At 43.5% G+C, this 25,689-nt stretch carries 20 protein-coding genes, 1 tRNA gene and 1 riboswitch; of the genes, 18 read left to right on the forward strand and 3 right to left on the reverse strand.

Translation table 11 applies throughout. The annotated features are described in order from the left end of the window. The first annotated feature begins 52 nt into the window (after positions 1 to 52). The 4 genes from MNR06_RS03100 to MNR06_RS03115 all read left to right on the forward strand — a co-directional run bounded on the left by MNR06_RS03100 (position 53) and on the right by MNR06_RS03115 (position 3,346). Complete coding sequence (locus tag MNR06_RS03100; protein ID WP_243538559.1) at positions 53 to 1,033, forward strand: DUF4097 family beta strand repeat-containing protein; 981 nt, start codon at positions 53 to 55, stop codon at positions 1,031 to 1,033. Between the two features lie 58 nt (positions 1,034 to 1,091). After that, entirely contained in the window at positions 1,092 to 2,003 is a 912-nt protein-coding gene (locus tag MNR06_RS03105; RefSeq protein WP_243538560.1) for a hypothetical protein, read from the forward strand. Between the two features lie 177 nt (positions 2,004 to 2,180). Next, positions 2,181 to 2,278: riboswitch (purine riboswitch) on the forward strand. After that, a complete protein-coding gene (locus MNR06_RS03110; RefSeq protein ID WP_243538561.1) occupies positions 2,270 to 2,749 on the forward strand; it encodes a hypothetical protein in 480 nt (159 codons plus the stop codon). (Overlaps the previous riboswitch by 9 nt.) Positions 2,750 to 2,902: 153 nt before the next feature. Beyond that, positions 2,903 to 3,346 carry a hypothetical protein gene (locus tag MNR06_RS03115; RefSeq protein ID WP_243538562.1) on the forward strand — a complete coding sequence of 148 codons (444 nt, stop codon included), beginning with the start codon at positions 2,903 to 2,905 and terminating at the stop codon, positions 3,344 to 3,346. 28 nt (positions 3,347 to 3,374) lie between these two features. Here MNR06_RS03115 and MNR06_RS03120 read toward each other — a convergent pair whose 3' ends face one another. Beyond that, complete coding sequence (locus MNR06_RS03120) at positions 3,375 to 4,019, reverse strand: hypothetical protein (protein ID WP_243538563.1); 645 nt, start codon at positions 4,017 to 4,019, stop codon at positions 3,375 to 3,377. Positions 4,020 to 4,103: 84 nt separating this feature from the next. Between MNR06_RS03120 and miaB the strand changes: the two genes are divergently transcribed. From miaB to MNR06_RS03190, 14 genes are all read left to right on the forward strand, one after another. Further along, positions 4,104 to 5,465, forward strand: a complete 1,362-nt coding sequence (miaB, locus tag MNR06_RS03125) for a tRNA (N6-isopentenyl adenosine(37)-C2)-methylthiotransferase MiaB (protein WP_243538564.1) — start codon at positions 4,104 to 4,106, stop codon at positions 5,463 to 5,465. 2 nt (positions 5,466 to 5,467) lie between these two features. Beyond that, on the forward strand, positions 5,468 to 6,025 hold the full coding sequence (locus MNR06_RS03130; protein WP_243538565.1) for a bifunctional nuclease family protein: 558 nt from the start codon (positions 5,468 to 5,470) through the stop codon (positions 6,023 to 6,025). Positions 6,026 to 6,044: 19 nt separating this feature from the next. Beyond that, positions 6,045 to 8,261, forward strand: coding sequence for a cation:proton antiporter (locus tag MNR06_RS03135; RefSeq protein ID WP_243538566.1), 2,217 nt, complete (start codon positions 6,045 to 6,047; stop codon positions 8,259 to 8,261). A 45-nt stretch (positions 8,262 to 8,306) separates the two neighbouring features. Continuing rightward, complete coding sequence (locus MNR06_RS03140; RefSeq protein ID WP_243538567.1) at positions 8,307 to 9,482, forward strand: patatin-like phospholipase family protein; 1,176 nt, start codon at positions 8,307 to 8,309, stop codon at positions 9,480 to 9,482. Positions 9,483 to 9,524: 42 nt separating this feature from the next. Beyond that, positions 9,525 to 10,046, forward strand: a complete 522-nt coding sequence (locus MNR06_RS03145) for a gamma carbonic anhydrase family protein (RefSeq protein ID WP_243538568.1) — start codon at positions 9,525 to 9,527, stop codon at positions 10,044 to 10,046. 87 nt (positions 10,047 to 10,133) lie between these two features. Further along, positions 10,134 to 11,591 carry an IMP dehydrogenase gene (guaB, locus tag MNR06_RS03150; RefSeq protein WP_243538569.1) on the forward strand — a complete coding sequence of 486 codons (1,458 nt, stop codon included), beginning with the start codon at positions 10,134 to 10,136 and terminating at the stop codon, positions 11,589 to 11,591. Between the two features lie 2 nt (positions 11,592 to 11,593). Continuing rightward, on the forward strand, positions 11,594 to 13,114 hold the full coding sequence (gene guaA, locus MNR06_RS03155) for a glutamine-hydrolyzing GMP synthase (RefSeq protein WP_243538570.1): 1,521 nt from the start codon (positions 11,594 to 11,596) through the stop codon (positions 13,112 to 13,114). A 65-nt stretch (positions 13,115 to 13,179) separates the two neighbouring features. After that, positions 13,180 to 14,130, forward strand: a complete 951-nt coding sequence (locus tag MNR06_RS03160) for a hypothetical protein (protein WP_243538571.1) — start codon at positions 13,180 to 13,182, stop codon at positions 14,128 to 14,130. 47 nt (positions 14,131 to 14,177) lie between these two features. After that, a complete protein-coding gene (gene dnaE, locus MNR06_RS03165) occupies positions 14,178 to 17,717 on the forward strand; it encodes a DNA polymerase III subunit alpha (protein ID WP_243538572.1) in 3,540 nt (1,179 codons plus the stop codon). Between the two features lie 2 nt (positions 17,718 to 17,719). After that, a complete protein-coding gene (locus MNR06_RS03170) occupies positions 17,720 to 18,898 on the forward strand; it encodes a hypothetical protein (protein WP_243538573.1) in 1,179 nt (392 codons plus the stop codon). Between the two features lie 9 nt (positions 18,899 to 18,907). Continuing rightward, positions 18,908 to 19,837, forward strand: coding sequence for a hypothetical protein (locus tag MNR06_RS03175; RefSeq protein WP_243538574.1), 930 nt, complete (start codon positions 18,908 to 18,910; stop codon positions 19,835 to 19,837). A gap of 151 nt (positions 19,838 to 19,988) precedes the next feature. Further along, entirely contained in the window at positions 19,989 to 21,752 is a 1,764-nt protein-coding gene (locus tag MNR06_RS03180) for a substrate-binding domain-containing protein (RefSeq protein ID WP_243538575.1), read from the forward strand. 11 nt (positions 21,753 to 21,763) lie between these two features. Beyond that, positions 21,764 to 23,518, forward strand: coding sequence for a substrate-binding domain-containing protein (locus MNR06_RS03185; RefSeq protein ID WP_243538576.1), 1,755 nt, complete (start codon positions 21,764 to 21,766; stop codon positions 23,516 to 23,518). 56 nt (positions 23,519 to 23,574) lie between these two features. Next, positions 23,575 to 23,650, forward strand: a tRNA-Val gene (locus MNR06_RS03190). A gap of 83 nt (positions 23,651 to 23,733) precedes the next feature. Here the strand turns inward: MNR06_RS03190 and ttcA are convergent. Together ttcA and MNR06_RS03200 are read right to left on the reverse strand one after the other, a co-directional pair. Continuing rightward, positions 23,734 to 24,588: a tRNA 2-thiocytidine(32) synthetase TtcA gene (gene ttcA / locus MNR06_RS03195; RefSeq protein WP_243538577.1), complete on the reverse strand. Its 855-nt coding sequence runs from the start codon at positions 24,586 to 24,588 to the stop codon at positions 23,734 to 23,736. After that, complete coding sequence (locus MNR06_RS03200) at positions 24,585 to 25,655, reverse strand: mechanosensitive ion channel family protein (protein ID WP_243538578.1); 1,071 nt, start codon at positions 25,653 to 25,655, stop codon at positions 24,585 to 24,587. The genes ttcA and MNR06_RS03200 overlap by 4 nt, the downstream gene beginning before the upstream one ends. Between the last annotated feature and the right edge of the window lie 34 nt (positions 25,656 to 25,689).

Consider the following 25,689-nt stretch of genomic DNA (forward strand, 5'->3'; position numbering starts at 1 on the left):
TTTACAGACAGAGTCAACCTAGGCAGAGTTAATTTTCATCAGGAGTCAACGCATGTCAGCGATCAGTTTTATTCTTGCCCATCTCCTTGTTCACCCACTCTTTGCCGGAACTTTTGAAGTTCCAGTGAAAGAAGGGGATCGTCTGATTCTTCGCGGCTTGGAAGCCCAAGTGCAAATTGTGTCACAGTCTGGCAATACCTTAAAAGTTTCCGGAATTGAAGACAGCGGTTCTGAAGGCATTTACACGATGACTAAGAAAGATAATATCATCGAAGTAAAAATGAATGAATACGCTGACAAAAAGTCCTGGCTTAACATCGTGCCTAAATCAGCTTCCCAAGTGAAAAAAATTGAAATTTGGGGACCGTCTATTCCAGCGGAAATTCAGTTGCGCGGCGGCTCCGTCACAGCGCAAAAATGGAACAAAGACCTGAAAGTGAGCATGACTCAAGGGCGAGTCAACTCCTCTGCAGGTGGCGGTTCTTTGCAAGTTTATTTGCAAAAAGGTGACATCACAATTGCTGATCATACAGGGAAAGTTGAAACAGATTCTTATACTGGAACGACGACTTTAAGAAACATCCAAGGTGACATCGACACCAACGTTTTTGCAGGTCAGGTGCAAATGGAAAAGACCCGTGGATTTATTAAACTCGCGACTCAACAAGCTAATGCAAAATTGAATCAAGGATCTGGAGCCGTGCAATTTGAAAACGGCCGCGGAGCTTTGAATATCCAAGGATTTTCAGGGCGCACCGAAGGCCAAAATCAAGATGGCAGCGTGACGATCGTAATGACGTTGGATTCCGAAGTCGATGTGAAATCCAAAGCGGGAAAAATCAGCGTGCAAACTCCGCCAGCCTCGGGTGCAAGTTTAAATCTTCTAACTGTTGAAGGTGAAATCGTTGTACCACCAGAACTTAAAGTGACTAAATTGAGTGCAGAAAAAAGCGTGAGAGGCCGTTTGCGGGGCGACGCACAAAAGGCGAGCATCTTTGTGCGCAGTCAAGAAGGTACTATTTCAGTGAAATGAGTTGACGGCCTGTTTTAAATGATTCACTTATGAAATCTAATCTTATCTAGGTAAAACTATGGCAAAAATCGTAAAAAAGAAGCCCGCGGCGAAAGCTGCTGCAAAACCAGCTAAAAAAGCGCCTGCAAAGGCCGCAAAGCCAGCTCCTAAAAAGCCGGCTCCAAAAGCTGTTGTAAAAAAGAAGGCTGATAAAGCCCCTGCAAAAGTCGCAAAAAAACCTGAAGTTAAGAAAAAACCGGAAGTTAAAGCTCCGGCGAAAGCGGCGGCTCCTGCAAAACCTGCTAAAGAGATTAAAGAAACCAGAGTCGAAGCTGCTAAAAAAGTAGAGAAAAAAGCAGCGGCTCCTCAACCTGCACCTGCTGATAAGGCGGCTAAACTTAAAAAAGAAGTGAAGCCTGCTAAAAAAGGCAAAGGTAAAAAGGAAAAGGAAAAAGACGAAGCGGATCTTGATGATGATTTTATCGCCGATGACGATTTGATGGGCGATGAAATTGGCGAGTACGAAGAAGAACTGAAAGCCGTTGAAGAATCCGACGAAGAAGTTGAAGTTGTCGAAGAATGGACGGGGGAAGAAAAGCCGAAGACAGATGAAGAAATCATTCTGACTGACGCTGAAGGCCGCCGTTACTGCCGCGCGCGTGATTGCGATCAAATCGCAGCGGTCGATGCTTATTGCCGTTACCACTACCTTCTTTTCTGGAAGAAAATCCAAGTTCGTAAGAAAATCTTGGCTGATGGTAAACTTGAGCGTTACGTGGAAGAATTAACTTCCCGTTACCCAGATAAATTCCTAGAGATGATCCGTCGTGATCTGCGCACAGAGAAAGATTTCTTAGGGGCGATTCAAGAACTTGAGATCGACGAATCAGCGACAGAGAATGAATTTGAAGAGGATACAAGCGCCTACATCGAAGAAGTTCGAGGGATGGGGGATAATGGAGCCAGTGGCGTCGAGGATGATGAGTTTTAATAAACTACCTACATATCGATTTTAATAAAACCCAGCAGAGATGCTGGGTTTTTTGTTTTCAAATGCCGCTATATTAAAGATGAAGCGGTGTGGTCAGAAATTTTTACCAAAATGTCAGTCAGTGTCATGTATCAATCCTGACATTTAATTTATTGCAATGATGAAAACCCGCTGTTAATCACTAACCCAAGTTACTCGAATATAAGTCAGAGATTGGTCTGATGTTTCTACCTGCCACCGTATAAGGGCAGTCTATTGGAGGGGTTATGGTAAAGGGCGTTGCTCTACTATTAGTGGTTCTTTTAGGTTCCGCTGTTTCTCAAGCATCTCAAAAGTTCCCAACGGGACCAGATGAGAATTTGACTCCGGGTGCACTTTGTAATCACCCAGATTCTTTCAGATACCCAGAAAAAATCAAATATTGCGAAAGAGATGTCTCTACAGATCAAAAAAGAGCGATCTTTGCTAAATATGATCAATTGGGGTACCGCACGCGTTCTATGAACCGTCAGGCTTTCAAAATCGATCATTACATCCCATTATGCGCAGGTGGCAGCAACGACGCTCGCAACCTTTGGCCACAGCATGAGTCTGTTTACAAAATCACAGATGCTTTAGAACAACTTGTTTGTGAAAAAATGGCTCAAGGCCGTTTGAAGCAAAAGGATGCTATCGAGTACATCCGTACTGCTAAAAACAACTTGGACAGTGCTCACGATATTATCGAAGAAGTTCAATCGCTTTAATTTAAATTAAGATATCTCTCTCGATGGGGGAAGGGCTTCGGTCTTTATTGATCGAAGCCTTTTTTATTTTTAACGCATTCTTGATGCTGTGCTGATTGTTTTTTCCGTTCTCTTTCTAGCACAATAAGTTTTCGACTTTAGAAAGAGGCTTTTATGAAAACACTGCTTGTACTGCTTTCTTTTCTTTTTACTGTGCCGTGCTTTGCCTCCTTAGAGGGGAATTGGCGTTCTTCAGGCGCCATGGTCACTGTCGAAAACGATGCCTTTAAAGGTGTTTCTAGCTTTAATTTGCATTTTGACGGCAATTTTTTGGATTTCGAAGATCTTTGGGAAGTGGAAGGGAACTATGACCTATCGGGGCGGATTGGTCTGCGTTTTGAAATCAAAGGTAAAGACTTGTACCACGCCGGGAATAAAATTGGTTCCTTTGATCACATGAACTTATTCTTTAAGACCATCGTTTATCGCGGCACCGAAGAAGTTGCCTACGAGGTCTTTATGGTCGTCGATAGCGGCACGTCGATGATGGCTTCGGCTTCGTTGAAAGAAAAGAACAAGACCCTGAATCGGGTGTCCTACGATATGAGAAAAAAATAAAAAAGGAGCTTTAATAGCTCCTTTTTCCTTAGTGAAGATCGTCCTTCTTCTTTTTGCCTTTTCCGCTAAACATGCGCGGACCTTTGTCTTCTTCGGCGATTTCTTCGTCGTCCTCGTACCCTGAAATCTCGGCTTCGTCCTCGTAATTTTCATCATCACGGGGCGGGGAAAGTTCTTCGCTTTGTTCGGCCCGAGATAAAGCGTCTTCATCGATTTCTTCTTCATCGTGAAGGATGGTATCTTCTTCTATGCCCAACAGTTTGTTGGCTTCGGCTTCCAATGATGAATTTTCAGTCGTAAATTGCAGATAGATTTTTTTACCTTGAAAAGGAACTTCCTTCCAAGTGTATGGGAAGTCGACTTCGCCGTCGTTTTCCAAGTATTCCATCATCATGCTGGCAGCAGCGTCGATGCAGTTGTGAATTCGTTTCACGGCATCTTGCTCTTCTTGAGAATAATTCATGGAAACTTCGAAGTTCGCTTGGGCTAGACGGTCCTTTTCATGGTATCCGACGCGCAGCACAATCTCTTCTTGATAGATTCTTCCCTCGATAATCAGCTCGGCATTATCCATATATTGGGCGAAATTTTCCGCAAAAACCGTTTGAATCTGATTTGAGTATTCTTTGGGGAACGAAGTCCATTTTTTAGAGCTTTTGAGTCTTGGATTCATGCTTGAGAGTCTCCATCGAACTTTGACATTTTTAGGACGCTCCTCTATAACTCACTTTCTTTCATGACACAAGAGGTAAGACCCGTGGAAAACACTACGCAATCTCAAGAAATCACTGCGCAAAATTCAGATATTGGACAAGGCCGTGGTGTTTATATTTCCACTTATGGTTGCCAAATGAATGTGAACGATACCGAGCGTATGTATTCACTTCTTGAAATGCAAAACTTCACTCCGGTGGATAAGCCGGAAGAAGCTTCTTTGATCATCATCAACTCTTGCAGTGTGCGCGAAAAGCCCGTTCACAAAGTTTATTCTGAAGTTGGTACTTTCAGAAAAATGAAAGAAAAAAATCCCGGCCTAAAAATCGGCGTTGGCGGTTGCGTTGGTCAGCAAGAAAAAGAAAACTTGATTAAAAATCAACCGATGATCGATTTCGTTTTTGGTACAGACCAGATCGACAATCTTCCAAATCTAGTAGCTAAAACTTTTGATGGTGAAAAGCGTTTGATCAACGCGAAATTCGAACACCGCGCGCCTTATCATATCGAAACGATGGTAAGAAATCCGGGCGTGGCAACGTTTGTTAACATCACTAAGGGTTGCGATAATTTCTGCACCTTCTGTGTAGTGCCGTACACGCGTGGTCGTGAAAAATCACGCCCAGTTCAGCACATCATCACCGACATTCAACACCTGGTAAAACGTGGCGTGAAAGAAGTCACTTTGCTTGGTCAAAACGTGAACTCGTATAAAGGCGATGATGGTTTTGACTTCGCTGACTTGATGGCGAAGGTGGCGACAGACACAGATATCGAAAGAATTCGTTTTACGACATCACATCCAAAAGATTTTAACCAGAAGCTTGCTGACACAATGGCGCAGCATCAAAATAAAATCATGGAATACATCCATCTTCCGTTCCAAAGTGGAAACTCACGCATTTTGGATCGCATGAATAGAAACTACACGCGCGAACACTACATGGAAAAAATCGCGATGCTTAAGAAAACCATTCCAAACGTCGTGTTCTCTACAGATATCATCGTAGGTTTTCCAGGTGAGACTGAAGAAGAATTCATGGATACCGTGACGATGGTAGAGCAAGTAGGCTTTGAAACAATCTTTGCATTTAAATACTCTCCGCGCCCGTTTACGAAGGCTGCGAAATTTGAAGATCAATTGGCTGAAGACGTTAAGACAGAGCGCTTAAACCGTCTTTTTGATGCCCATGACAAAATGGCTTTCGAATTAGTGAAACGCTATGAAGGTCAAACTATGAAAGTCCTGGTTGAAAATGTGGACCGTGACCACGGCAAAGTTCAAGGTCGCAGCACGGGTAACAAGCTTGTGCACTTCCTTGGTACACCGGATTTGATTGGTAAAACTGTCGACGTGAAAATCACTAAAGCCTTCCCAGCTGTGTTTAGAGGAGAATTGATTTAAGCATGAAAGATCTTTTGGATTTAAAAAATCTAAAGACTCAAATCATCTTTGAGCAAGATTCCCAAGAGGAAGAGACATTCCACCAAAATGATTTGGTGCAATTGTTTCCTTATGGTTTGTCTGTAACTTCCGATGCCGCCCGCCCATTCTTGCTTCTGAAAGATGAAGGTCATCAATACACTTTGCCTGTAGCGGTGAGTGCGATCGATGCTGGTGTGGCGTTATCACAAAGTAATAAGTCGACTCTTGAATCATCTCCACACAAATTCACGCAAGTTTTAATGCAGTCTTTAGGCGTGGAAATCAAGCAAGCTGTCTTTGTTGAAATCAAAGGTTCCCATCAGTATTTGCGTCTTTACATTAGTGGCCATCCACAAATGAATTCATTTAAAATTCGCGCCGATGAAGCGATGAGTTTGTGTTTGTATCTTGGCGTACCAATCTACGCGACGAAGAACTTTATTGGACGCTCTCGTGTTATGAGTGCCGAAGTAGAAGGTGCTGCGCGGAAACTTTCAAGTTTTGGTTTTTTCGATAAAGGTTCTGGCTATCTGAACTAGAGTTTGTAAAAATGAGGTTATGTTACATCTACCTCATTTGATTACGGATCTTGGAATCATTCTTATCATTGCCGGTCTTGCGACATTGCTCTTTAAGAGATTGGGGCAACCTCTAGTTCTCGGATATTTGATTGCCGGTTTTTTGGTAAGTCAGCACGTTCCATTTTTTCCCACCGTTACTGATGCGGAAAGTATAAAGGTATGGTCTGAGATCGGTGTGATCTTTCTCTTATTCAGCTTGGGGTTGGAATTCAGCTTTAAAAAGTTGTTTAAAGTTGGTGGCTCAGCCGGGTTCACAGCGGTCTTTGAAGTTATATTCATGGTAGGACTTGGATATGCGGTAGGGCGAGCTTTGGGATGGAATTCTATCGACAGTCTTTTCTTCGGGGGGATTCTTTCTATTTCCTCCACCACTATTATCGTTCGAGCCTTTCATGAGTTGGGTTTAAGAAAGCAAAAGTTCGTTGAATTGGTTTTTGGAATCCTTGTCGTTGAAGATATTGTCGCCATTTTGCTTTTAGTCTTACTTGCAGCCATTGCGCAAGCTGGAGTGGTATCAGGTTCTGAATTGCTCTTTTCAGGTGTGCGCTTATTGTTTTTTATCGCTCTGTGGTTTTTGGTGGGGATATTTCTTATTCCCATATTCTTGCGCAAAATTCGTAAGATGCTTGAAGATGAAACCACTCTGCTGGTGGCACTGGGATTGTGTTTCGCCATGGTGATTATTGCTGCCAACCTCGGATTCTCTGCAGCTCTTGGGGCCTTTATTATGGGATCTCTTTTGGCAGAAACACCGGAAGGCCATAAAATGGAAAATCTTTTGCAACCAGTGAAAAACCTGTTTGCTGCGATTTTCTTTGTCTCTGTGGGGATGATGATTGATCCAAAGGTCCTTGGTCAGTATTGGGGACTTATTTTATTAGTAACCTTCGTGACTATTGTCGGAAAATTTATCAGTACGTATTTGGGTGCGTTGATATCAGGCCAAAGCCGAAAGACCTCATTTCAATCTGGCATGAGTCTAGCGCAAATCGGGGAGTTTTCTTTCATCATCGCTTCTTTGGGTGTCAGTCTTAAAGTGACCAGCGATTTTCTATATCCCGTAGCTATTGCAGTTTCTGCCGTGACGACCTTCACGACGCCGTACCTTATCAAATTTGCCGAGCCTTTAAATAATTGGGTCGACGGGAAGCTGCCACAAGGTTTTAAAGAGAAACTGGATAACTATCAAACCTCATTCAATCGCCCGCACCAAAAGGGAATGATTTCTTTAATGACGAAGGCCTACGGTCCTAAAATCTTAGTTAACACCGTGATGGTCATTGCAGTGATTGCGGCGTTTAAGGGAATGGTGATCGGCGAAGTTCAGGCCTTTTTGCAGGAAAGTTCGTGGGCGGGAAGTATTTCGCTTATTCTGTGCTTGCTAGTGGCGGGACCATTTTTATGGGGCATCGTCATGGCAAGTCCTTCGTTAGATGAGCAAAGAAAAATAGAAGAAGTTAAAAATCTAAAAGTACTTCAAGCGGGACTTTTTGTATTTAGAATGATTTTAGCACTGGGATTGGTTGCCGCTTTGTTGTCGCAATTTGTGACGTTAAAAGTGGCTACTGGTGTGATTTTAGCATTTGGACTTGTGATTTTGCTATTCGGGCATTCGCTTTTGGCAAAGCTTTATCGCAATATTGAAAAAAACTTTCTTAAAAACCTGACTGAAAAAGAGCGCCATGAATTGGCATTATCAGAAAGTGGCAAAAGTTTTTTACCATGGCAAGCCGGTCTTGGGTCTTTCGAAATCACTCCTGAATCCCACGCAGCCGGAAAATCTTTGCGTGAGCAAGCATTTAAGGAAAAATATGGAGTGTCCGTGGCTGCCGTTTTCAGGGGAAAGAAAAGATTTTTTGCCCCTAGCGGGGACTTTGTGTTGTTTCCCTATGACAAAGTGATTTGTTTTGGCAGTGAAGATGAGCTGCAAAAGTTCCATGGGATTTTAGAGGATGAGAGATCTAAAAATCATCATACCGATGATTTGCGACAAGAAGACTTTACTCTTAGCCCAGTAAAGGTTGAAGCGAATTCCCCTTTCATAGATAAATCCATTCGCGAGTGCGATCTTCGTCATGTTGTGCAAGGTTTGATTGTCGGTGTTGAGCGGGGACATACTCGCATCCTTGGACCTTCTGGTGGCTTTATCCTGCAAGAAAATGATGTTCTTTGGGTCGTGTCCGAACACAAATAGATTTTAACCACTGACAGTTTATGCTGTTAACCAAGGGGATTTCCCATGGAACAGGTGGCACTCGTCTTATCAGGTGGGGGCGCCCGTGGCGCCTATCAAGCCGGAGTTCTTTCGGCTGTGGCCCGCATTTGTTCTAAATTACGCATAGAAGATCCATTCCAAATTTATTCAGGGGTTAGCGCTGGCTCCATCAACGTTTGCATGATGACTGGGCAGCCAGGCAACTTTATAGACGGAGTCAATAGACTTGTCGATCTATGGAGTCACCTTGAAAGTGATCAGGTTTTTTATGCGGATTTGATGGCACTATCCCGTGGGGGATTGCAATGGATGCAGGAATTATCCTTAGGCGGTTCTAAAAAAGAATCCTCATTAAGATCCTTACTAAGTACTCATCCGCTTAATAATTTGATTTCTGAACTTTGTGATTTTTCTGAAATTGACAGAAAAATAGATTCAGGAAAATTACGGGGGATTTGTGTTTCTGCGATGGATTACCACAATGTTTCCACGGTTAATTTCTTTCAAGCTCACCCGAGTGTAAAGGTTTGGCAAAAGGGAATGCATCAAGGTGTTCGCACTCAACTTGCCACCCACCACGTTATGGCATCTTCTGCTATTCCGCTTTTGTTTCCTCCTATTAAAATTGGCAATGATTTTTACGGAGACGGTTGCATCCGCAATCAGTCACCGTGCGGGCCTGGAATATATATGGGGGCTTCGCGAATATTAGCGATTGGGGTGCGCAGTTCACAATCGACAATTCAAAGTTATCACCACCAGAAAACAAAAAAATTTCCCACAGTTTCAACAATTGCCAATGCCCTGATGAATGCCGTGATGATGGATGGTTTAGAATCTGATATTCATCGTATGGAATCCATCAACAAAGGTTATCGTCTGCTAAGTCCTAGCGACAGGCACAAAGCAGGGATGAAGGTGGTAGAGAATTTATGGATATCCCCGTCAGTGGACTTTGCTGAACTTGCGGCCCATCGAGGCGGGGAATTGCCGCGGATTATTCGTTACCTACTAAAAGGCCCCGGATCTTTAGATGAATCAGGTGAAATGTTAAGTTATTTATTGTTCACTCCCACTTATTGCCGACAGTTGATTGATATTGGTTATAAGGATGGCATGAATAAAAAAGATGAAATTGAAGATTTGTTGATTGTTAATGCGAAGGGTTCTGTAAGGCATCAAAGATCTGGCGTTGCCTAATAAATTAAGGCATCGTAGATTTTCTAATTCAGTGAGGTCTTTATGAGCGAACCCTTAGTCAGAGCCCGTGGTATCAGTCCTGTATTAGCTGAAGATGTTTTCATTGCCGACAACGCGCGAATCATCAGTGACGTAGAAATCGGCAAGGGTTCTTCCATTTGGTATAACGTTACTATTCGCGGCGATGTTATGCCTATTCGCATTGGTAAAGAAGTGAATGTGCAAGACGGAGCTGTCATTCATGGAACCTACGGAAAATATGGAACGACTTTGCATGATCGCGTGACCATTGGACACCTTGTCATGCTTCACGGATGCGAAGTTGGTCGCGCGACCCTGGTGGGTATGGGCTCAATCTTAATGGACGGGGTTAAAGTGGGTGAGCATTGTCTTATTGGCGCTGGTTCGCTTTTAACCGAGGGCACTGAAATTCCTCCACGCAGTTTGGTGGTTGGACGCCCTGCAAAAGTGAAACGTGCTTTGACGGATGAAGAAGTAGGCCTTTTAGAAAAATCCGCTGACAACTATTTACTTTATAAGAGCTGGTACGAAGAAGAAGCATAAGGCTAACAGATTCCTGACAGAGTTAAACATTGAACTCCAAGATTTTTAGATTCAGAATGAAGAAACCCTGCTCTTTGGAGACTCTAAATGGAAGCACCCTACGCTTTAACCTTTGATGATATCCTTTTACTTCCCCAATATTCTGAAATTACGCCGACTGAAGTGATTCCGCGATCCTTGTTTGCTCGCGGAAAGTATTTAAACACGCCGGTTATTTCTGCAGCCATGGACACCGTGACTGAGCACCGCATTGCCCGGGTGATGGCGCAAAACGGTGGCTTGGGAATCATTCACAAAAATTTCGATATTGAAAAACAGGCCCTTGAAGTTGAAAAAGTAAAAAAATACGAGTCAGGCATGATCACCGATCCTATCACTTTAGGTCCCGATCACCTTGTTGAAGAAGCGGTTTTGCTGATGGAAAAATATTCTATCAGTGGAGTGCCGGTAACTGTCGATGGCACGTTGGTTGGTATCTTAACTAACCGTGATCTGCGTTTTGAAGAAAATTTCAATCAACCTATTCGCAACTTGATGACGAAAGAAAATCTAGTCACAGCGAAAATGGGTACGACTTTAGATGAAGCAAAAAAGATTTTGCAACAACACCGCATTGAAAAATTGCCGGTGGTTGATGATAAGGGAAAATTAAAAGGTCTTATCACGATTAAGGATATCGAAAAGGCAAAAAATTATCCGCAAGCCACAAAAGACGAACATGGTCGTTTGTTTGTAGGTGCTGCGATTGGTGTTGGGGCCGATTCCAGAGATCGCGCTGATGCCCTAGTTGCAGCTAAGGTTGACGTTCTTTGTGTCGATACCGCCCACGGCCATTCTAAAAACGTGGTTGAAATGGTGAAGTACATCACACAGAAACATAAAGACGTTATTTTAGTTGCCGGAAACGTGGTGACTGCTGAAGGCACGCTTGCGTTGCTTGATGCTGGTGCTGAAATTGTTAAGGTCGGCGTTGGGCCAGGAAGTATTTGTACCACGCGCGTTGTGGCGGGCGTTGGTATGCCGCAAATTTCTGCGGTGGTTGAATGCGCCAAGGCTGCCAAGTCCCGCGGAAAAACCATCATCGCTGACGGTGGTATAAAGTTTTCTGGCGACATCACAAAGGCCTTAGCTCTGGGTGCAAACTCAGTGATGATCGGAAATCTTTTAGCCGGTGCTGAAGAGTCCCCTGGGGAAACAATTTTATTCCAAGGCCGTACATATAAAGTTTATCGCGGTATGGGAAGTATTGGTGCTATGTCTCGCGGTTCAAAAGATCGGTACGGTCAGATGGACGTTGAAGAAAGTGAAAAGTTAGTTCCTGAAGGTATCGAAGGCAAAGTGGCCTACAAGGGTGCTGCCTCTGGAATCATTCATCAACTTGTTGGGGGTCTAAAATCCGGCATGGGATATTTGGGTGCTCGCAATATTGATGAACTTCAAGCTAAAGCGCGCTTCGTAAGAATCACAGCCATGGGGCTTCGTGAATCCCACGTGCACGATGTTAGCATCACCAAAGAAGCTCCAAACTATCGATTGGAGTCTTAAGGATGCGCGGATTTATTATTTTAGATTTTGGTTCTCAGTTCACTCAACTGATCGCAAGACGTCTACGTGAACTGGGGTATTATTCAGAAATTCACGCCTATAACTATCCCACAGAAGAAATTCGTAAGAAAAATCCCTATGGAATTATATTAAGTGGCGGGCCGAATTCAGTTTATGAATCAGGTTCTCCATTAAGAGATGTCGCCGAACTTCGTAACATAAGTCCTTTAATGGCTGTGTGTTATGGAATGCAGCTTCTTGCTCACCAACTGGGTGGCAAAGTGACGAAGGCTGAACACCGTGAGTACGGCTTAAATTATGTAACATGGACTTCCGTCGTAAAAGGCGTTCCCGAGAAACAAAAAGTCTGGATGAGTCACGGTGACGTTGTTGAAGTTCCACCAAAAGATTTTGAAGTCATCGGTGTTTCTGAAAGCAACCATCCCGCAGCCATGCGTGGACCTGGTGTGCTCGCAGTTCAATTCCATCCTGAGGTTGCGCACACAGATCATGGAAATGATTTATTAAAATACTTTGCTAGCGAAATGTGCGCAGCCCCTGCTGATTGGGATGCTCCTCATATTAAAGATATTTTGATTAAAGAAGTTCAAGAAAAAGTGGGACCTACGGACCATGTCCTAGTGGGTTTAAGCGGTGGTGTTGATTCAACGGTTGTGGCGACACTGTTGACAAAAGCACTGGGTGCTAATCGCGTTCACTGTGTTTTTGTTGATAATGGTCTATTAAGAAAAAATGAATTTGAAAATGTTTTGGAAAGCTATCACCGCATTGGTTTAAATGTGAAAGGTGTGAATGCTTCCCAAGAGTTTTTAAGTGAACTTAAAGGCAAAGAAGATCCTGAAGACAAACGTAAAACCATCGGTCGCGTTTTCATTGAAGTCTTTGATAAAAGTTACGATCACGCCTTGCCAATAAAGTGGCTGGCGCAAGGGACATTGTATCCAGATGTGATTGAAAGCGTGTCATCTGTCGGTGGCAGTGTCACGATCAAGTCCCATCACAATGTAGGTGGTCTTCCAGAAAAAATGAAGTTAGGACTAGTTGAGCCCGTCCGTGAACTTTTTAAAGATGAAGTTCGTGCTTTGGGTGCGCAGCTTAGTTTGCCTCGCGAAATGTTGTGGCGCCACCCTTTCCCAGGTCCGGGTCTAGCAATTCGAGTGTTAGGTGAAGTCACTGAAGAGAAATTGAAAATACTTAAAGAAGCAGATGATGTTTATATCTCAGAGCTTCGTCGTCGCGGTCTTTATGATAACATCTGGCAAGCGTTCTGTGTTCTTTTGCCGGTAAAAACTGTGGGCGTGCAAGGGGATGCTAGAACCTATGATCACGTGTTGGCATTGCGTGCGGTGACTTCCAGTGATGGGATGACAGCGGACTGGTATCCATTTGACTTTAAGTTTTTAAGTGAGGTTTCAAATTTGATCACCAATAAAGTCAAAGGAGTGAATCGCGTCGTTTATGATGTGACTAGTAAACCTCCGGGCACTATTGAGTGGGAGTAATTAACCTTAAGTAATGTCCCTTTTGTAACTCATCAATATAGGATGTGCTTGCTAGTTTTCTGAGAATGAAAATTCTAAAGCACATCCAATCACCAAAATTTTTCTTCTCAATCATTTTACTTTTTGTTTTATCGGCGGCGGCAGCAAGTCAGTTGCTGTATCAAACGTCAGGTGTAAATAGTTTTAAATTATTCCTAGATGAAAATGGCACGCGCAGAGCTGTGCGCACGTCTCATTCTTATGATTTATTTAGAAAGTTCTTACCTGCGGGTGGTGAAGAATTATTTTTAGTTTCTTCTAATAAAACCGTGACGACTTATCTTGATGCTGAAGGAACCGGCGGTCAGGTTTCTTGGAGCGTAAGGAAAGGCGCAAAGCTTGAGAAAGTTCTGTGGGGAAAAACCGAGCAAGCAACAGATCTTTTCGTGCACGAAGAGTTTCCAGTGCTAGTGACTGCTTTGGCGGGTTGTTGTGCAGAGATGACGGGATATAGACTTTATGATTTAGAAACCGGCAAGTTGATCATGTCCTTTAACGACTTTGCTTGGGAAGACAAAGTCACTCAGCCTTTTACTTTGGAAATTCCTAATTCAGATCTTCGCCCGCGTTTTATAGGAATGATTTCACAAGATAGCACCCGCGATCGTGATTTCGTAGCCCCAGCGCCAGGTAAGCAGGCAGCATTGCTTGTTAAATACGCAGTAGAATCGCAAAAACAAAGACTGCAAATAGATATGGAAGTTGCTGCTGGAAATGGCATCAGCGTTCTTGATATTTCCTGGGAGCCTGATACGACGGTGCCAGACAGCGATAAGATCGAATTCCGCGGCAATAAAATCACTTTATGGAATATCGATGGAGTCAAAGACCCGGCGCAAATTTTGGGAGTAATCCTCAAAATCACCCTTGATGCAGGCATGGGAGAAAAAACTGTGAAGATTCCAGTCAAAGGGGATAAGTTTGATTTGAGTGCCGCAGAAATCCCTGATGGAGTTTCTATTAACGCAGCACCCTAGACCCCCCTTTTATTGAATAAAAAAGAGGCCTAAGATATGAAATTGTCATGTCTTTTGTACACTTACACGTTCACTCTGAATACTCTTTATTAGAAGCGGCTTGCCGAGTAAAAGCTATTGCTAAAAAAGCAGCGGCGGCGGGAATGCCTGCAGTTGCTTTGACTGACAATGGCAACATGTTTGGCGCTGCGGAATTCTATTTCGCCTGCAAAGACAACAACGTGAAACCTATTTTGGGTTTGGATGCTTATTTAGCCCCAGGTTCACGTCATGAAAAAAAGCAAGATCGCGATCAAGTGAATATGGGGCCGCGCCGTTTGGTTTTCTTGGCGCAAAACATTGAAGGTTATCGCAATCTTTCAAAACTATCGACCCTTGGTTACCAAGAAGGTTTTTATTGGAAACCAAGAATCGATTATGAAGTTATCAAAGAATATAATCAAAATCTGATCTGTTTAACGGGCGGCTTGCGTGGCGAAGTAGCTGAAGCTTTCTTGCGTGAAGGTGCGGATGCGGCCTTAGCAAAAATTCGCCAGCTCAAAGAAATTTTCGATGATCGTCTGTATTTAGAAATGTGCAGAACGGGTCTGCCTCAGTGGGATCAAATCAATCCGTTTTTAATGGAGGCTTCAAAAATCACGGGCGTTCCTATTGTCGCAAGTAATGACATTCATTACATGACTCAAGATGATCAATTAACTCAAGAGGTATTGATCTGTATCGGAACGAATAAAACTTTAAGTGATGAATCTCGATTCCGTCTTGGCAGCGATGAGTTTTATTTTAAAACTGCAGAACAAATGCGGGAACTTTTCGCGGATGTTCCTGAAGCTATCAGCAACACTTTGCAAGTGGCTGAACGTTGCGACGTTAAATTTAAAATCAAGGATGATAAGGGTAAACCTATTTATCACTTGCCCACTTTCCCAACGGAAAACGGCGCGACGTTAGCTGAAGAAATCGCCAAAAAATCCAAAGCCGGTTTAGAGCAGCGTTTCTTAGAAGCCGCGGCCCGCGGTGAAACGATTCCTGAAGATAAAAAGCCAGAATACTTTAAGCGCTTAGATTATGAACTTAGCATCATTGATCGCATGGGCTTTAATGGTTACTTCCTTATCGTCCAAGATTTCATCAACTGGGCGAAAATGAATGACATCCCAGTGGGGCCTGGTCGTGGATCCGGTGCGGGTTCCTTGGTTGCTTATAGTTTGCGTATTACTGATTTAGATCCATTACCGAATTTCCTGCTGTTTGAACGTTTCTTAAATCCAGAACGTATCTCGATGCCCGACTTCGATATCGACTTCTGTCAATTCCGTCGTCAAGAAGTGATCGAGTATGTGACGAAAAAATACGGTCAAGAATCCGTATCGCAAATTATCACCTACGGTAAGTTGCAAACCCGCGCTGCGATTAAGGACGTGGGCCGTGTGCTAGGAATGACGTTCCCAGAAGTAAACGCGGTGACTTCCCTGATCCCAGATAAATTGGGTATCAACTTAAAAGATTCTTTAGAAGCTGAACCTCGTCTGCGCGAATTGATGGAAATGAATCCTACTGTGGGCACCATGATGGATTTAGCTCAACGTGTGGAAGGTATGGTCCGCAATGCCGGTATCCATGCCGCCGGGGTTATCATCGCCGATGGGCAACTTGTACGCCATGCACCTCTTTACCAAGGGGCTGAGGGCGAGCAAGTAGTTCAGTACGATATGAAGCATGCCGAAAAGATTGGTCTGATTAAGTTCGACTTCTTGGGATTAAAAACTCTGACTCATATCAATCATGCTTTAAAACTGATTGAAAAAAATCGTGGCAAAGTAATTAAAGCCCACGAAATCCCGATGACGGATGCTGCCACTTTCGAAATGATGTCCCGCGGGGATACCGCTGGGGTGTTCCAGTTCGAGGGTGAAGGTATCACCGATGCCACTAGAAAAATCCGTCCATCAAGTTTTGCAGATATCACCGCGATCACTTCACTTTATCGCCCAGGTCCGATGGCGAATATTCCTGACTTTACTGATCGTAAGCACGGAAAAGCACCAGTTGAATATCTTCTAGATGATACCAAAGAAGTCTTATCAGAGACCTACGGTATCATGGTCTACCAAGAACAGGTTATGGGTATCGCCTCTAAGATCGCTGGTTATTCGTTAGGTGAAGCGGACATGCTTCGTCGTGCGATGGGTAAAAAGATCAAAGAGGAAATGGATCAGCACCGTGAAAGATTCATGAAGGGTGCGGTTGAACGGGGGCACAACAAAGAAAAATCATCGGATCTATTTGATCTGATGTATAAGTTTGCCGACTACGGTTTTAATAAATCCCATGCCGCTGCCTATTCGGTTGTTACTTTGCAGACCGCTTGGATTAAGTGTCACTATCCAGTCGAATTCTTCGCAGCCCTTTTATCAACGGAGTTATCTGATACAGATAAAATCGTTAAGTATTCTAAAGACGCAGCGAAAAGAGGCTTGGTTGTAAAACCTCCCCATGTGAACTTCTCTGATTATCTTTTTGAAGCCCATGGCGACGAAATTTATTTCGGTTTAGGTGGTATCAAAGGTGTGGGGGAAAATGCGGTTCAAGCGATTATTGAAGCTCGCAACAGCCTGCCTGATAAAAAGTTTAACTCGTTAGATGAATTCTTTAATACGGTGGATTTACGTCGTGTGAATAAGAAGGTTATTGAGTGTTTGATTAAAGCCGGGGCTTTTGATGGTTTCGGTGGTCACCGTGCCCAGTTGATGGGTGGTTATCAAAAATATCTTGATCGAGCCCAGGGCTTGCAAAAAGATCGCGAACTTGGTCAGTCTTCGTTGTTTGATCTAGGTCCTTCAACTGAAACTGTGGTGAAACTTGAAGAATGCAAACCTTGGACTCGTACAGCATCTTTAGCCTACGAAAAAGAAGTCATTGGTTTTTACTTAAGTGATCACCCGTTAAAAGGTTTTGATACGCTTTCAGAGCTTTGGGCGACTTGTAAGGTCATTGATTTGCCAGCGCAAATGCCAGCTCCAGGTTCACCAGAAGCGGAAGCTTTAAAAGCCGCTAAAAAAGATTGGAAAAACCGCGATGCTGGTAAAAAGCGCGTGGTTGTCGCGGGCCTTATCACGGAAATGCGTGAGTTGATCACTAAAAAAGGCAGCCGCATGGCCTTTGCTAAGATTGAAGATTTAACGGGAGCTTGCGAGCTTGTTATTTTCCCTGACGCCTATGCGCGTTTTGAAATGCAGCTCCGCGATGAAAGGCCTGCTCTTATTGGTGGGGGTCTTGAGGTTGAAGAAGGTTCTGCCAAAATCATGGTCGATACCGTTTCGCCGCTAGAAGATATCCTAAAAAAGACGAAACGTATGGTTTTGCGCTTAGATAAGATTGCCCCTGAGGATTACCCGCGCTTACACTCTTTAATGAAGGATCATCCAGGGACCACATCGGTCAGTTTAGAAATCGAGATGCCAGAGGTAAGCCGCCGCATTTTGATGGAACTGGAAGATGCAACGGGTGTGAGTATTAACAATGATTTCTTTGAAGGAATTCACTCTGCCTTTGGACGAACGGACTTTATTGAACTGAGGAGTTAGTAATGCGTTTTGCTTTGATAGTGACAGCAGCTTTGATTTTTTTCTTAAATAGTCCTGCAAAAGCACAACAAGATGAACTGATCGATAGAACCTTTTCCGGAGTGTCCAAACAGACAACTCCGCAAGGGGCTAAACGAGATATTCAAGATCAGGCTTCGCAAAAAGTTTCTGAAGATCTTATTAAAGAACTTATTGGTGAAGAGCGCTTTGCTAAGAATAAGTCTTTAATTCAATCGCGAGTGATTCGCAATTCCCAACGTTATATTCCTTTTGCAAAGACGTCAGAGATCGCCCAAGAGGGTGAAGAGTTTAAAATGTCGGTGTCTTTGAAAGTTTCATTGCGCGACTTAAAACAACTTTTGCAAAACAGTGCTTTATTAAACGAAAACGATGCGATCCCGGTAGTTCTGCCAGTGATCACATGGTCGGATAAAGTAAAGGGCCATAGCTATCGTTGGTGGATTCCGTCAGATAAAACTCAAGATCAGGCGTTTTTGGTGAAAGAGGCGCGTTTAGTTGAAGATGCCCTTCGTGGTGCTTTTCAAAAGAATAACTTTTATCTAGTAAAGCCAATTGAAGCAGGTTTGATAGCAAGTGTGCCTTCAGATTTCCACTCTGAAAAAGTGTCTGGTGAAGATGCTCAATTCTTTGCGCAGATGTTTAATGCTCCATTGTTGATTGATGGTCAAATCAGCCTTCATAAAGGTGAAAAAGAAAACAACTATCGCATCGAAATTCGCATGACGGCTTTGCAGGTCAGTAACAGCCGCGCCATTGCCGACGTGTCTCGCCGCTATGAAACAGAGTCTGGCACCCAGGAAGCAGCTATTGATAGAAAACTTCGGGAAGTGGCCGAAGCGACGGCCAATGATCTGTCATCGCAAGTTTTAGAAGCTTGGCAACGGGGATCACTGAATACTTCTGTTATTCGCATGAAGATCACAGGTCACAGTCCTTTGCCGCAAACGGAAGTCTTAAAAGAAAAAATCCGTTCGCAAATCACGCAAGTTAAAAACATTCGTGAACGTCTGATCAGCTCTGATTCTGTCAGTTTTGAACTTGACGCTTCGATCCCGGCAGCCGAGCTGTTAGCAAAAATTGAGGCTTTGGATGTGAATGGTAAAAAGCTTGCGAAAGTGTCTGAAGGTCGAGACGAAATTGTTTTAAAGTGGGCGCCGTAGGAGGCTTCAATGATTAAAAATTTAATTCTTACATTCAGTCTTCTTGGTCTTGCTGCTTGTGCGGTCATTGATCGCAGTTCACCCACGGTGCGCCGTGAAGTGAAAGATGTGAACTATGAAGCACGCAGAGATGATTCTTCACCTCGCAAGCGATTGATGGTGTTGCCGTTCTTAGATAAAGACGAAAAGCGCGCCCCTGAATTCAGAGAAAAAGCGCGAAAGGCTTTTATCGCTGACTTGAACCGTTCTGGTGAAGTTATTGCCTTAGAAAGTCGCGAATTGAATGTTGATTTAAGCAAGATGATGGAAGGTGGTCAGTACAAACTTCCCGAAGTTGCTAAGGCCGCGCAAAGCTTAGGTGTTACCGCTGTGCTTGAAGGTAAAATCATCGATATTCGTATTAAAAGAAAAGCAGATAATGTTGGTATTGTTCGTCACTTAACAACGGCTTTTGAAGTTGTCGCACAAGTGCGTGTTGTTACCGGTCGGGGTGGGCGCGAAGTCTTTAATACGGTGAAAACTGTGACGGTGGAAGAACAAGGGACTCGCGTTGGTGAACGAGTTGAAACAGATAAATTCTTAGCTAACAATCCCGAGATGATTGAAGTCATTGTGAAGGATGCGTTCTTGGATTTTACTCCGCAGGTTTTAAGTTCTTTGGATAAAGTCGCTTGGGAAGGCAGAATTGCGGCCATTAACGGTGACCGACTTTATCTAAATGTTGGACGCATCTCTGGTCTGCAAGTGGGTGATTTATTGAAGGTCACTGAAGATGGTGATGATGTATATGATCCAGAAAGTGGTGGTCACATTGGACGCGTTCCTGGTCGGCTGAAAGGGACGTTAGAAGTTATCAGCTACTTTGGAAATGACGGCGCCATTGCTGTTATTCATTCGGGATCGGGCTTCAAAGAAAACGATAGAGTTGAATTATACTAGATGAGTGAAGCAGTCTAGGGTTTTGCTAAACAAGTTTGGCTTGGTATTACGGTGACGTAGGGCCAATGTGTTTTGTCATCAGTGCTAAAAAAAATTATAAGATAAAGAAACTCTTCTTAGATATTTAGCAGTTCTTAGATATGTTTGGGGAATGAGAAAATCGAATATTTCCCTACTAATCTTGTTATTGTTTTTTAACGTTACTTCTTTTGCAAAAACATTAGAAGTGCCGATTCTTTATTGGAGTATGAAGATCGGTGGCCAAGTAGCCATGCGTAAAGGTTTTGAAGAAGAGATTGAAGCTTACAACAAAAAAAATCCGACAAATCAAATCAAACTGATTCCGTACGTTGCTGGGGAAGGTCGTCCCGGCATCTTAAAACAAATCGGTCAGTTTGAAGATGCGATTAAGAAAAAACCGGCGGCGATTGTCATTCAGCCGACTGATAATTCAACTTTGACTAAGGGTTTGCAAAAAGCAAACTCGCTGAACATTCCTATTTTTCTTTATGACCAATACATCTTGGATGGAAAAATCACTTCCTATGTAACAAGTGATAACTACCAAGCCGGTTGGGACAATGGCCAGTACATTGATAGCTTGTTCCCAAAGGGGAAAGAAATTCGTTTGGTGGTGTTTGAATATCCACCAGTGTCGTCAACAACAGAGCGTGTTGATGGATTCTTTGATGCTCTTCGCGAAAAGGGTCGTAAGTTTGTGGTTCTTAAGCGCTACAATGCGGTGGATCCTGGTTCGGGTGCGATCGCTGTTAAACAATTCCTTCAAGACTTCCCAGAAAAAGCCAGTGTCGATGCTTTCTTCACCGTGAATGACGGCGGTGGTTTGACGATCATTAAAACTCTTTGGGAAAAAGGCCGTCGTGAAATGCGTTACGCAACCGTCGATGGCGATCCAGAATCTGTTGAAAATATCAAAGCAAAGAAAACCGATATTGATTCTGCCCAGTTCTGTGCAGAGATGGGCCGTGAAAGTGCGCGTAAGTTGATTGCGCATTTTAATAACGAAAAATTCCCGCAAAAATATTTTATTCCGACGTTCCCAATCACTGAAAAAACATTGAAGGATTATCCAGGTTGGATGGGTCGTCCTATTGCTTCTGTCGCGGCAGCGGCGAAAAGCGAAGCCAAAATTGAAGAAAAGAAAAGCATGCTGCCTTCGTTTAAGTCTTCTAGTCAGGAAATCCTGACTTTAAAGATTGGTGTGGCTCCGCACTGTCCATATCTGTGCGAAAAGGGCCCTGGCGTTTGGGGTGGATATCTTTACGATATTCTTAAAGACCTTTCGCGCATGCATAACTTCAACCTTGAAATTGTTAGCCTTCCGAATTCTCGTCTGGTATCAGCACTGCAAACTCGCCAAGTAAGCTACATCATCGTTCCAGCGTACTTGGTTCGTTATCTAGACAACGTTCGTATCGCTGATACGAAATTGGGCGTGAGCTTTACAGGGGCTTTATTCGCTAAAGGGGTGAAGCTTGATATCGTTGATAAAGAATCTTTGGCGAAACGAAAAATCGTGTTTGCGGACTTAGGTCAAGAAAGTGACTTAAATCTTCCAGCAGCGGATTTTTCTAAAGCTATGAAGTTAACCGGTGCTGACGTTGCGGATCGAATGATTAAGATGATTTTAGATCACCGCGTGGATTTGGCATTGGGTGATTACAACGTTATTCGTTACACCATCGCGAAGACTCCACAACTCAACGTTCAATTGCAACCGACTTCAATGTCTGGATTTAATTCTTTGGCATTAGTCAGTCACCCGAAGAGCGCTGATTTTGGAAATCTGCCGGCGCATCTTAGTGTGTGGTTCGATAACGCCCGTCAAACCGGGAAGCTTGATAAAATTTTAAAAAGTTACAACTTAACTGATTGGGATATCTTCAACCGCTAGGAGAGCTACTGATGAAAATGCTAAGATTATTTTCATTGCTGATCATGCTTTTCGCCGCAGCGGAGGGTATGGCCAAAGATTTTAATGTTTCAGTTCTATATTGGAGCATGAAAATCGAAGGCCAGGTGATCATGCGTAAAGGTTTTGAAGAGGTTATCAATGCGTATAACGCTTCAAGCAAAGGTAAAAACAAAATTATTCTAACTCGCTATATTGCGGGCGAAGGCCGTGAAGGTTTACTGAAACAGATTTCACAAATTGAGTCTGCGGTTCAATCTCGTCCTGATGCTATCGTTATTCAGCCCTCTGATGTATCTACGCTGACAAAATATGCGCAAGAGGCGAATACTTTAAATATTCCACTTTTTGTCTATGACCAATATGTCCTGAATGCAAAAATGACGTCCTATGTGACCAGCGATAACTATCAAGCAGGTTGGGATAATGGTATTTACATCGACAGTTTGTTCCCTGCAGGTCAGGAAATTAAAATCGTCGTTGTTGAATACTTCCGTGTTTCTGCGACCGTCGAGCGTGTGGATGGTTTCTTTGATGCTCTTCGCAGCAAGGGGCGTAAGTTCCAAGTTGTGGGTCGCTATGAAGCTGTTGAACCTGAAAGCGGTAAGAAAGCAGGTAAGCAAATCTTAAAAGATTTCCCTAAGAAGAATAGCTTTGATGTTCTGTTCACCAATAACGATGGTGGCGGGCTTAGTGTTGTAAAAGAACTTTGGGATAAAGGTAGAAAAGAAATTCGCCAAGCCACGATTGATGGCGATCCAGCTTCGGTAGAGAATATTAAAAACAAACGCATTACCGTGATTGATTCTGCTCAGTTCTGTGCAGAATTAGGTCGTGAGATCGCGCGCAAGGTGATTGCTTATTTGAATAAAGAGCCGTTCACTCAACGCCATTATATTCCGACTTATCCGATCACGGAAAAGACTTTGAAAGATTATCCGGGATGGATGGGTAGACCCATAGCCCCTGCTCGCGAAAAATCTTTGATCGATGAAATTAAAAAAGTTCCACCGTCAAAACTTTCAGCCAAAGAGCAATCTGTTGTGAAGGTGGGATTGACTGCCATTTGCCCTTACCTATGTGAACAAGGTCCGGGCGTTTGGGGCGGATACGTTCATGACATTTTGAGTGAAGTTGCCAAGAAGAATAACTTTAAATTAGAAATTAAAAGTCTTCCACAAGATCAGCTTTTAAGCGCGCTTAAGAACCGCGAAGTGAATTACATTATAGCTCCGCTTTCGATGGTGCGTTTCCTGCCTGATTTGCGGATCACGGGGCCTCGTTTAGGGATGATCTCAACCGGGGCGCTATTTACTCCTGGAGTAAAAGTGCGCTTGATTGATAAAGAATCTTTAAGTGATAAGCGGATCGTTTTTGCTCACGTGGGTTATGAAACAGAACTAGATCTGCAGCCTACCGAATTTCAGAAGGCGATGAAAATCACCGGTCGTGACGTTGCTGATCGTATGATGAAGATGATTGGCGACCGTCGTGTTGACTTGGCACTGGGTGATTATAATGTACTTCGCTATACGCTTTTACGTCGCCAACTGATGACGTTAGAGGTTCAGCCTACTTCCTTGTCCGGGTATAATGCCTTGATGCTTGTGGCGCATCCTAAAGAGCCTGATTTTGGTCACTTGCCTAGTCATATCGACAACTGGTTTGAGTCTAATCGCCAGGGCGGGAAGCTTGAAAAGGTCCTTAAGAAGTACAATCTGAAGGATTGGGATATATTCAGTCACTAACTCTATGCGTCCAGGATTGCCGTCGGCGCGCCCTGGATGCTACTTTTGTTGTTCTTGGTCTGTTGGCGTAGTTGGTAGCGCGTTCCCTTGACATGGGAGAGGTCACTAGTTCGAGTCTAGTACAGACCACCAAGTTTTCTTCAATAAATCATGATATTTTATTAGGCACGATGCGCTACCGATGCGGTAGTGGAAATGGCATCGGCGTAATGTTGTTATACTTTCGAGTCTTCTAGTAGAGCTGCTTCAGTTGGCTCTGTTGGTTCAGCGGACTTTTGATCTGATGCTGATACTGCTTTTAGATTTTTGAAATCGAAAAGTTCTTGGTCCATAAGTTGGCTTGGTTTGATGTTTCCAAGCGCTGTTTGGATTGAAGCATAAATGTTTGGAATTTCTTTTTCTAAGTCGCGCACTAGTTTTTTAACTCTTACACGTTTTAAGCCATCTTGTGAACCGCACAGGTTGCACGGGATGATTGGGAAATTCCAGGCTGCTGCTAATTCTTCGATGTCTCTTTCAGATACATAAGTTAGCGGACGTAATAGAATATTTCTTTCGTCGTCGCTTCTTAGTTTGGCTGGCATTGCGCCCATTGTGCCTACATAGAATAAGTTTAGCAGCGCCGTATGTACTACGTCATCACGATGGTGGCCTAAAGCTAGTTTTGTGAAGCCGCGGTCGTGGGCATAATCGTAAAGAATGGCTCTTCTAAGTCTTGAACAAAGTGAGCAATATGTTGTGCCTTGGACTTTTTCTTTAACGATTGAGTAAGTGTCTTTTTCGATGACGTGAAGTTTGACTCCTAGGCTTTCAATCCATGTTTTGAATTTTGTCGCATCAAAACCGGGTTGTTTTTGATCTAGGATGGCGGCTTCGATTTGGAAATTTCTTTCTGAACGCCTTTGGATTTCTGTTAGTAAAGCCAATAAAACGCTAGAGTCTTTGCCTCCAGAAACGCAAACCATGACCTTGTCGCCGTTTTCGATCATGTTAAAATCGTTAAGGGCTTGGACGATTTGCTTTCTGATTTTTATTGCTAAGGGATGATTAAAATCTACAACCGATGTCATGGTCTGGCGGTTGTATCTGATAGCTCAAGGACTTGTCGAGCTAATTTCACTCCGGCAGTATTTAATGCTTCCATGCCGCGAACCATGACTTTGTCGCCTATGTTGTATTGCGAACCATAGCTGTCGATGAAATAAATCACTTTTAGCTCAATCCAGTGCTCTGTGGTGTCGCTGACGTAGGCCCAAGGCGTAGGGATCCCGCGGATTTCCCCGATTCCTGCTACGGCTTTTTCAATGACTTCTTTTGCTAACGTGACGTTTTCCCCGTATGCGAGCCTAAAGACATTGCGACGAACTATCGGATTTTCGGGCGGGGAGAAGTTGAAAATAGTGGCGTTGGCCATGAAGCGGTTTGGTAAAATGATCAACTCATCAGACCATCCTAAAAGGGTCGTTGAGCGCCAGGTGATTTCTCTTACTTGGCCCACTGTTTTTCCGGAACCGTTGACGATTTCCAGCCAGTTGCCGATTTCAAAGTTGCGATCTAACTGCAGTGATATGCCAGCAAAAAGATTTCCCAAAGTGTCCTGAAGTGCCAAACCCAGAATCACGGAAACAGCTGCCGAGGTTGCGATCATTGGGCCGATCTGTAGATTAAAGATAAAGCCTAATCCCCAAAGAACTAGCACGATAGAAAGTAACAGAGAAAAGATATTCACTAGGAGTAAAGGCACTCCATGTTTCATCGATCCTAGAAACAAATATTGCAGCACGATCAAGCGGCTGGTTTTTACAAAGACGATGTTTCCCCAAATGAAAGTCAAAATGGCGATGTAGGGGGTTAGCTTAGCTAGACTTGCTAGTTGGGCCTCCGAAGTTTGCAGGAAAATAAACGCCAAAAATAAAAAGCTCAAAATAATATAGTGGCGGATCAAAACTTTAAAATGGTTGCGCAGGCTGCGATGTCTTTCTTCGCTGGCTTCACGCAAGAAGAATTTATAAAAGACCCAGGTAATGGCGATTAAACAGCCAAGTAAAATGAAGGGTTCTAGCTCTAGAAATCCGTACAGTGCCTGAATTTTGATAAACTTTTCTGCCATGCTCAGTGGGTCCTTTTGAAGTTTCATTATAGTGACTAATTTTTAGTCTAGTCGAGTCTTA

It is taken from the genome of Bdellovibrio reynosensis, from assembly GCF_022814725.1.
GTDB lineage: Bacteria > Bdellovibrionota > Bdellovibrionia > Bdellovibrionales > Bdellovibrionaceae > Bdellovibrio > Bdellovibrio reynosensis.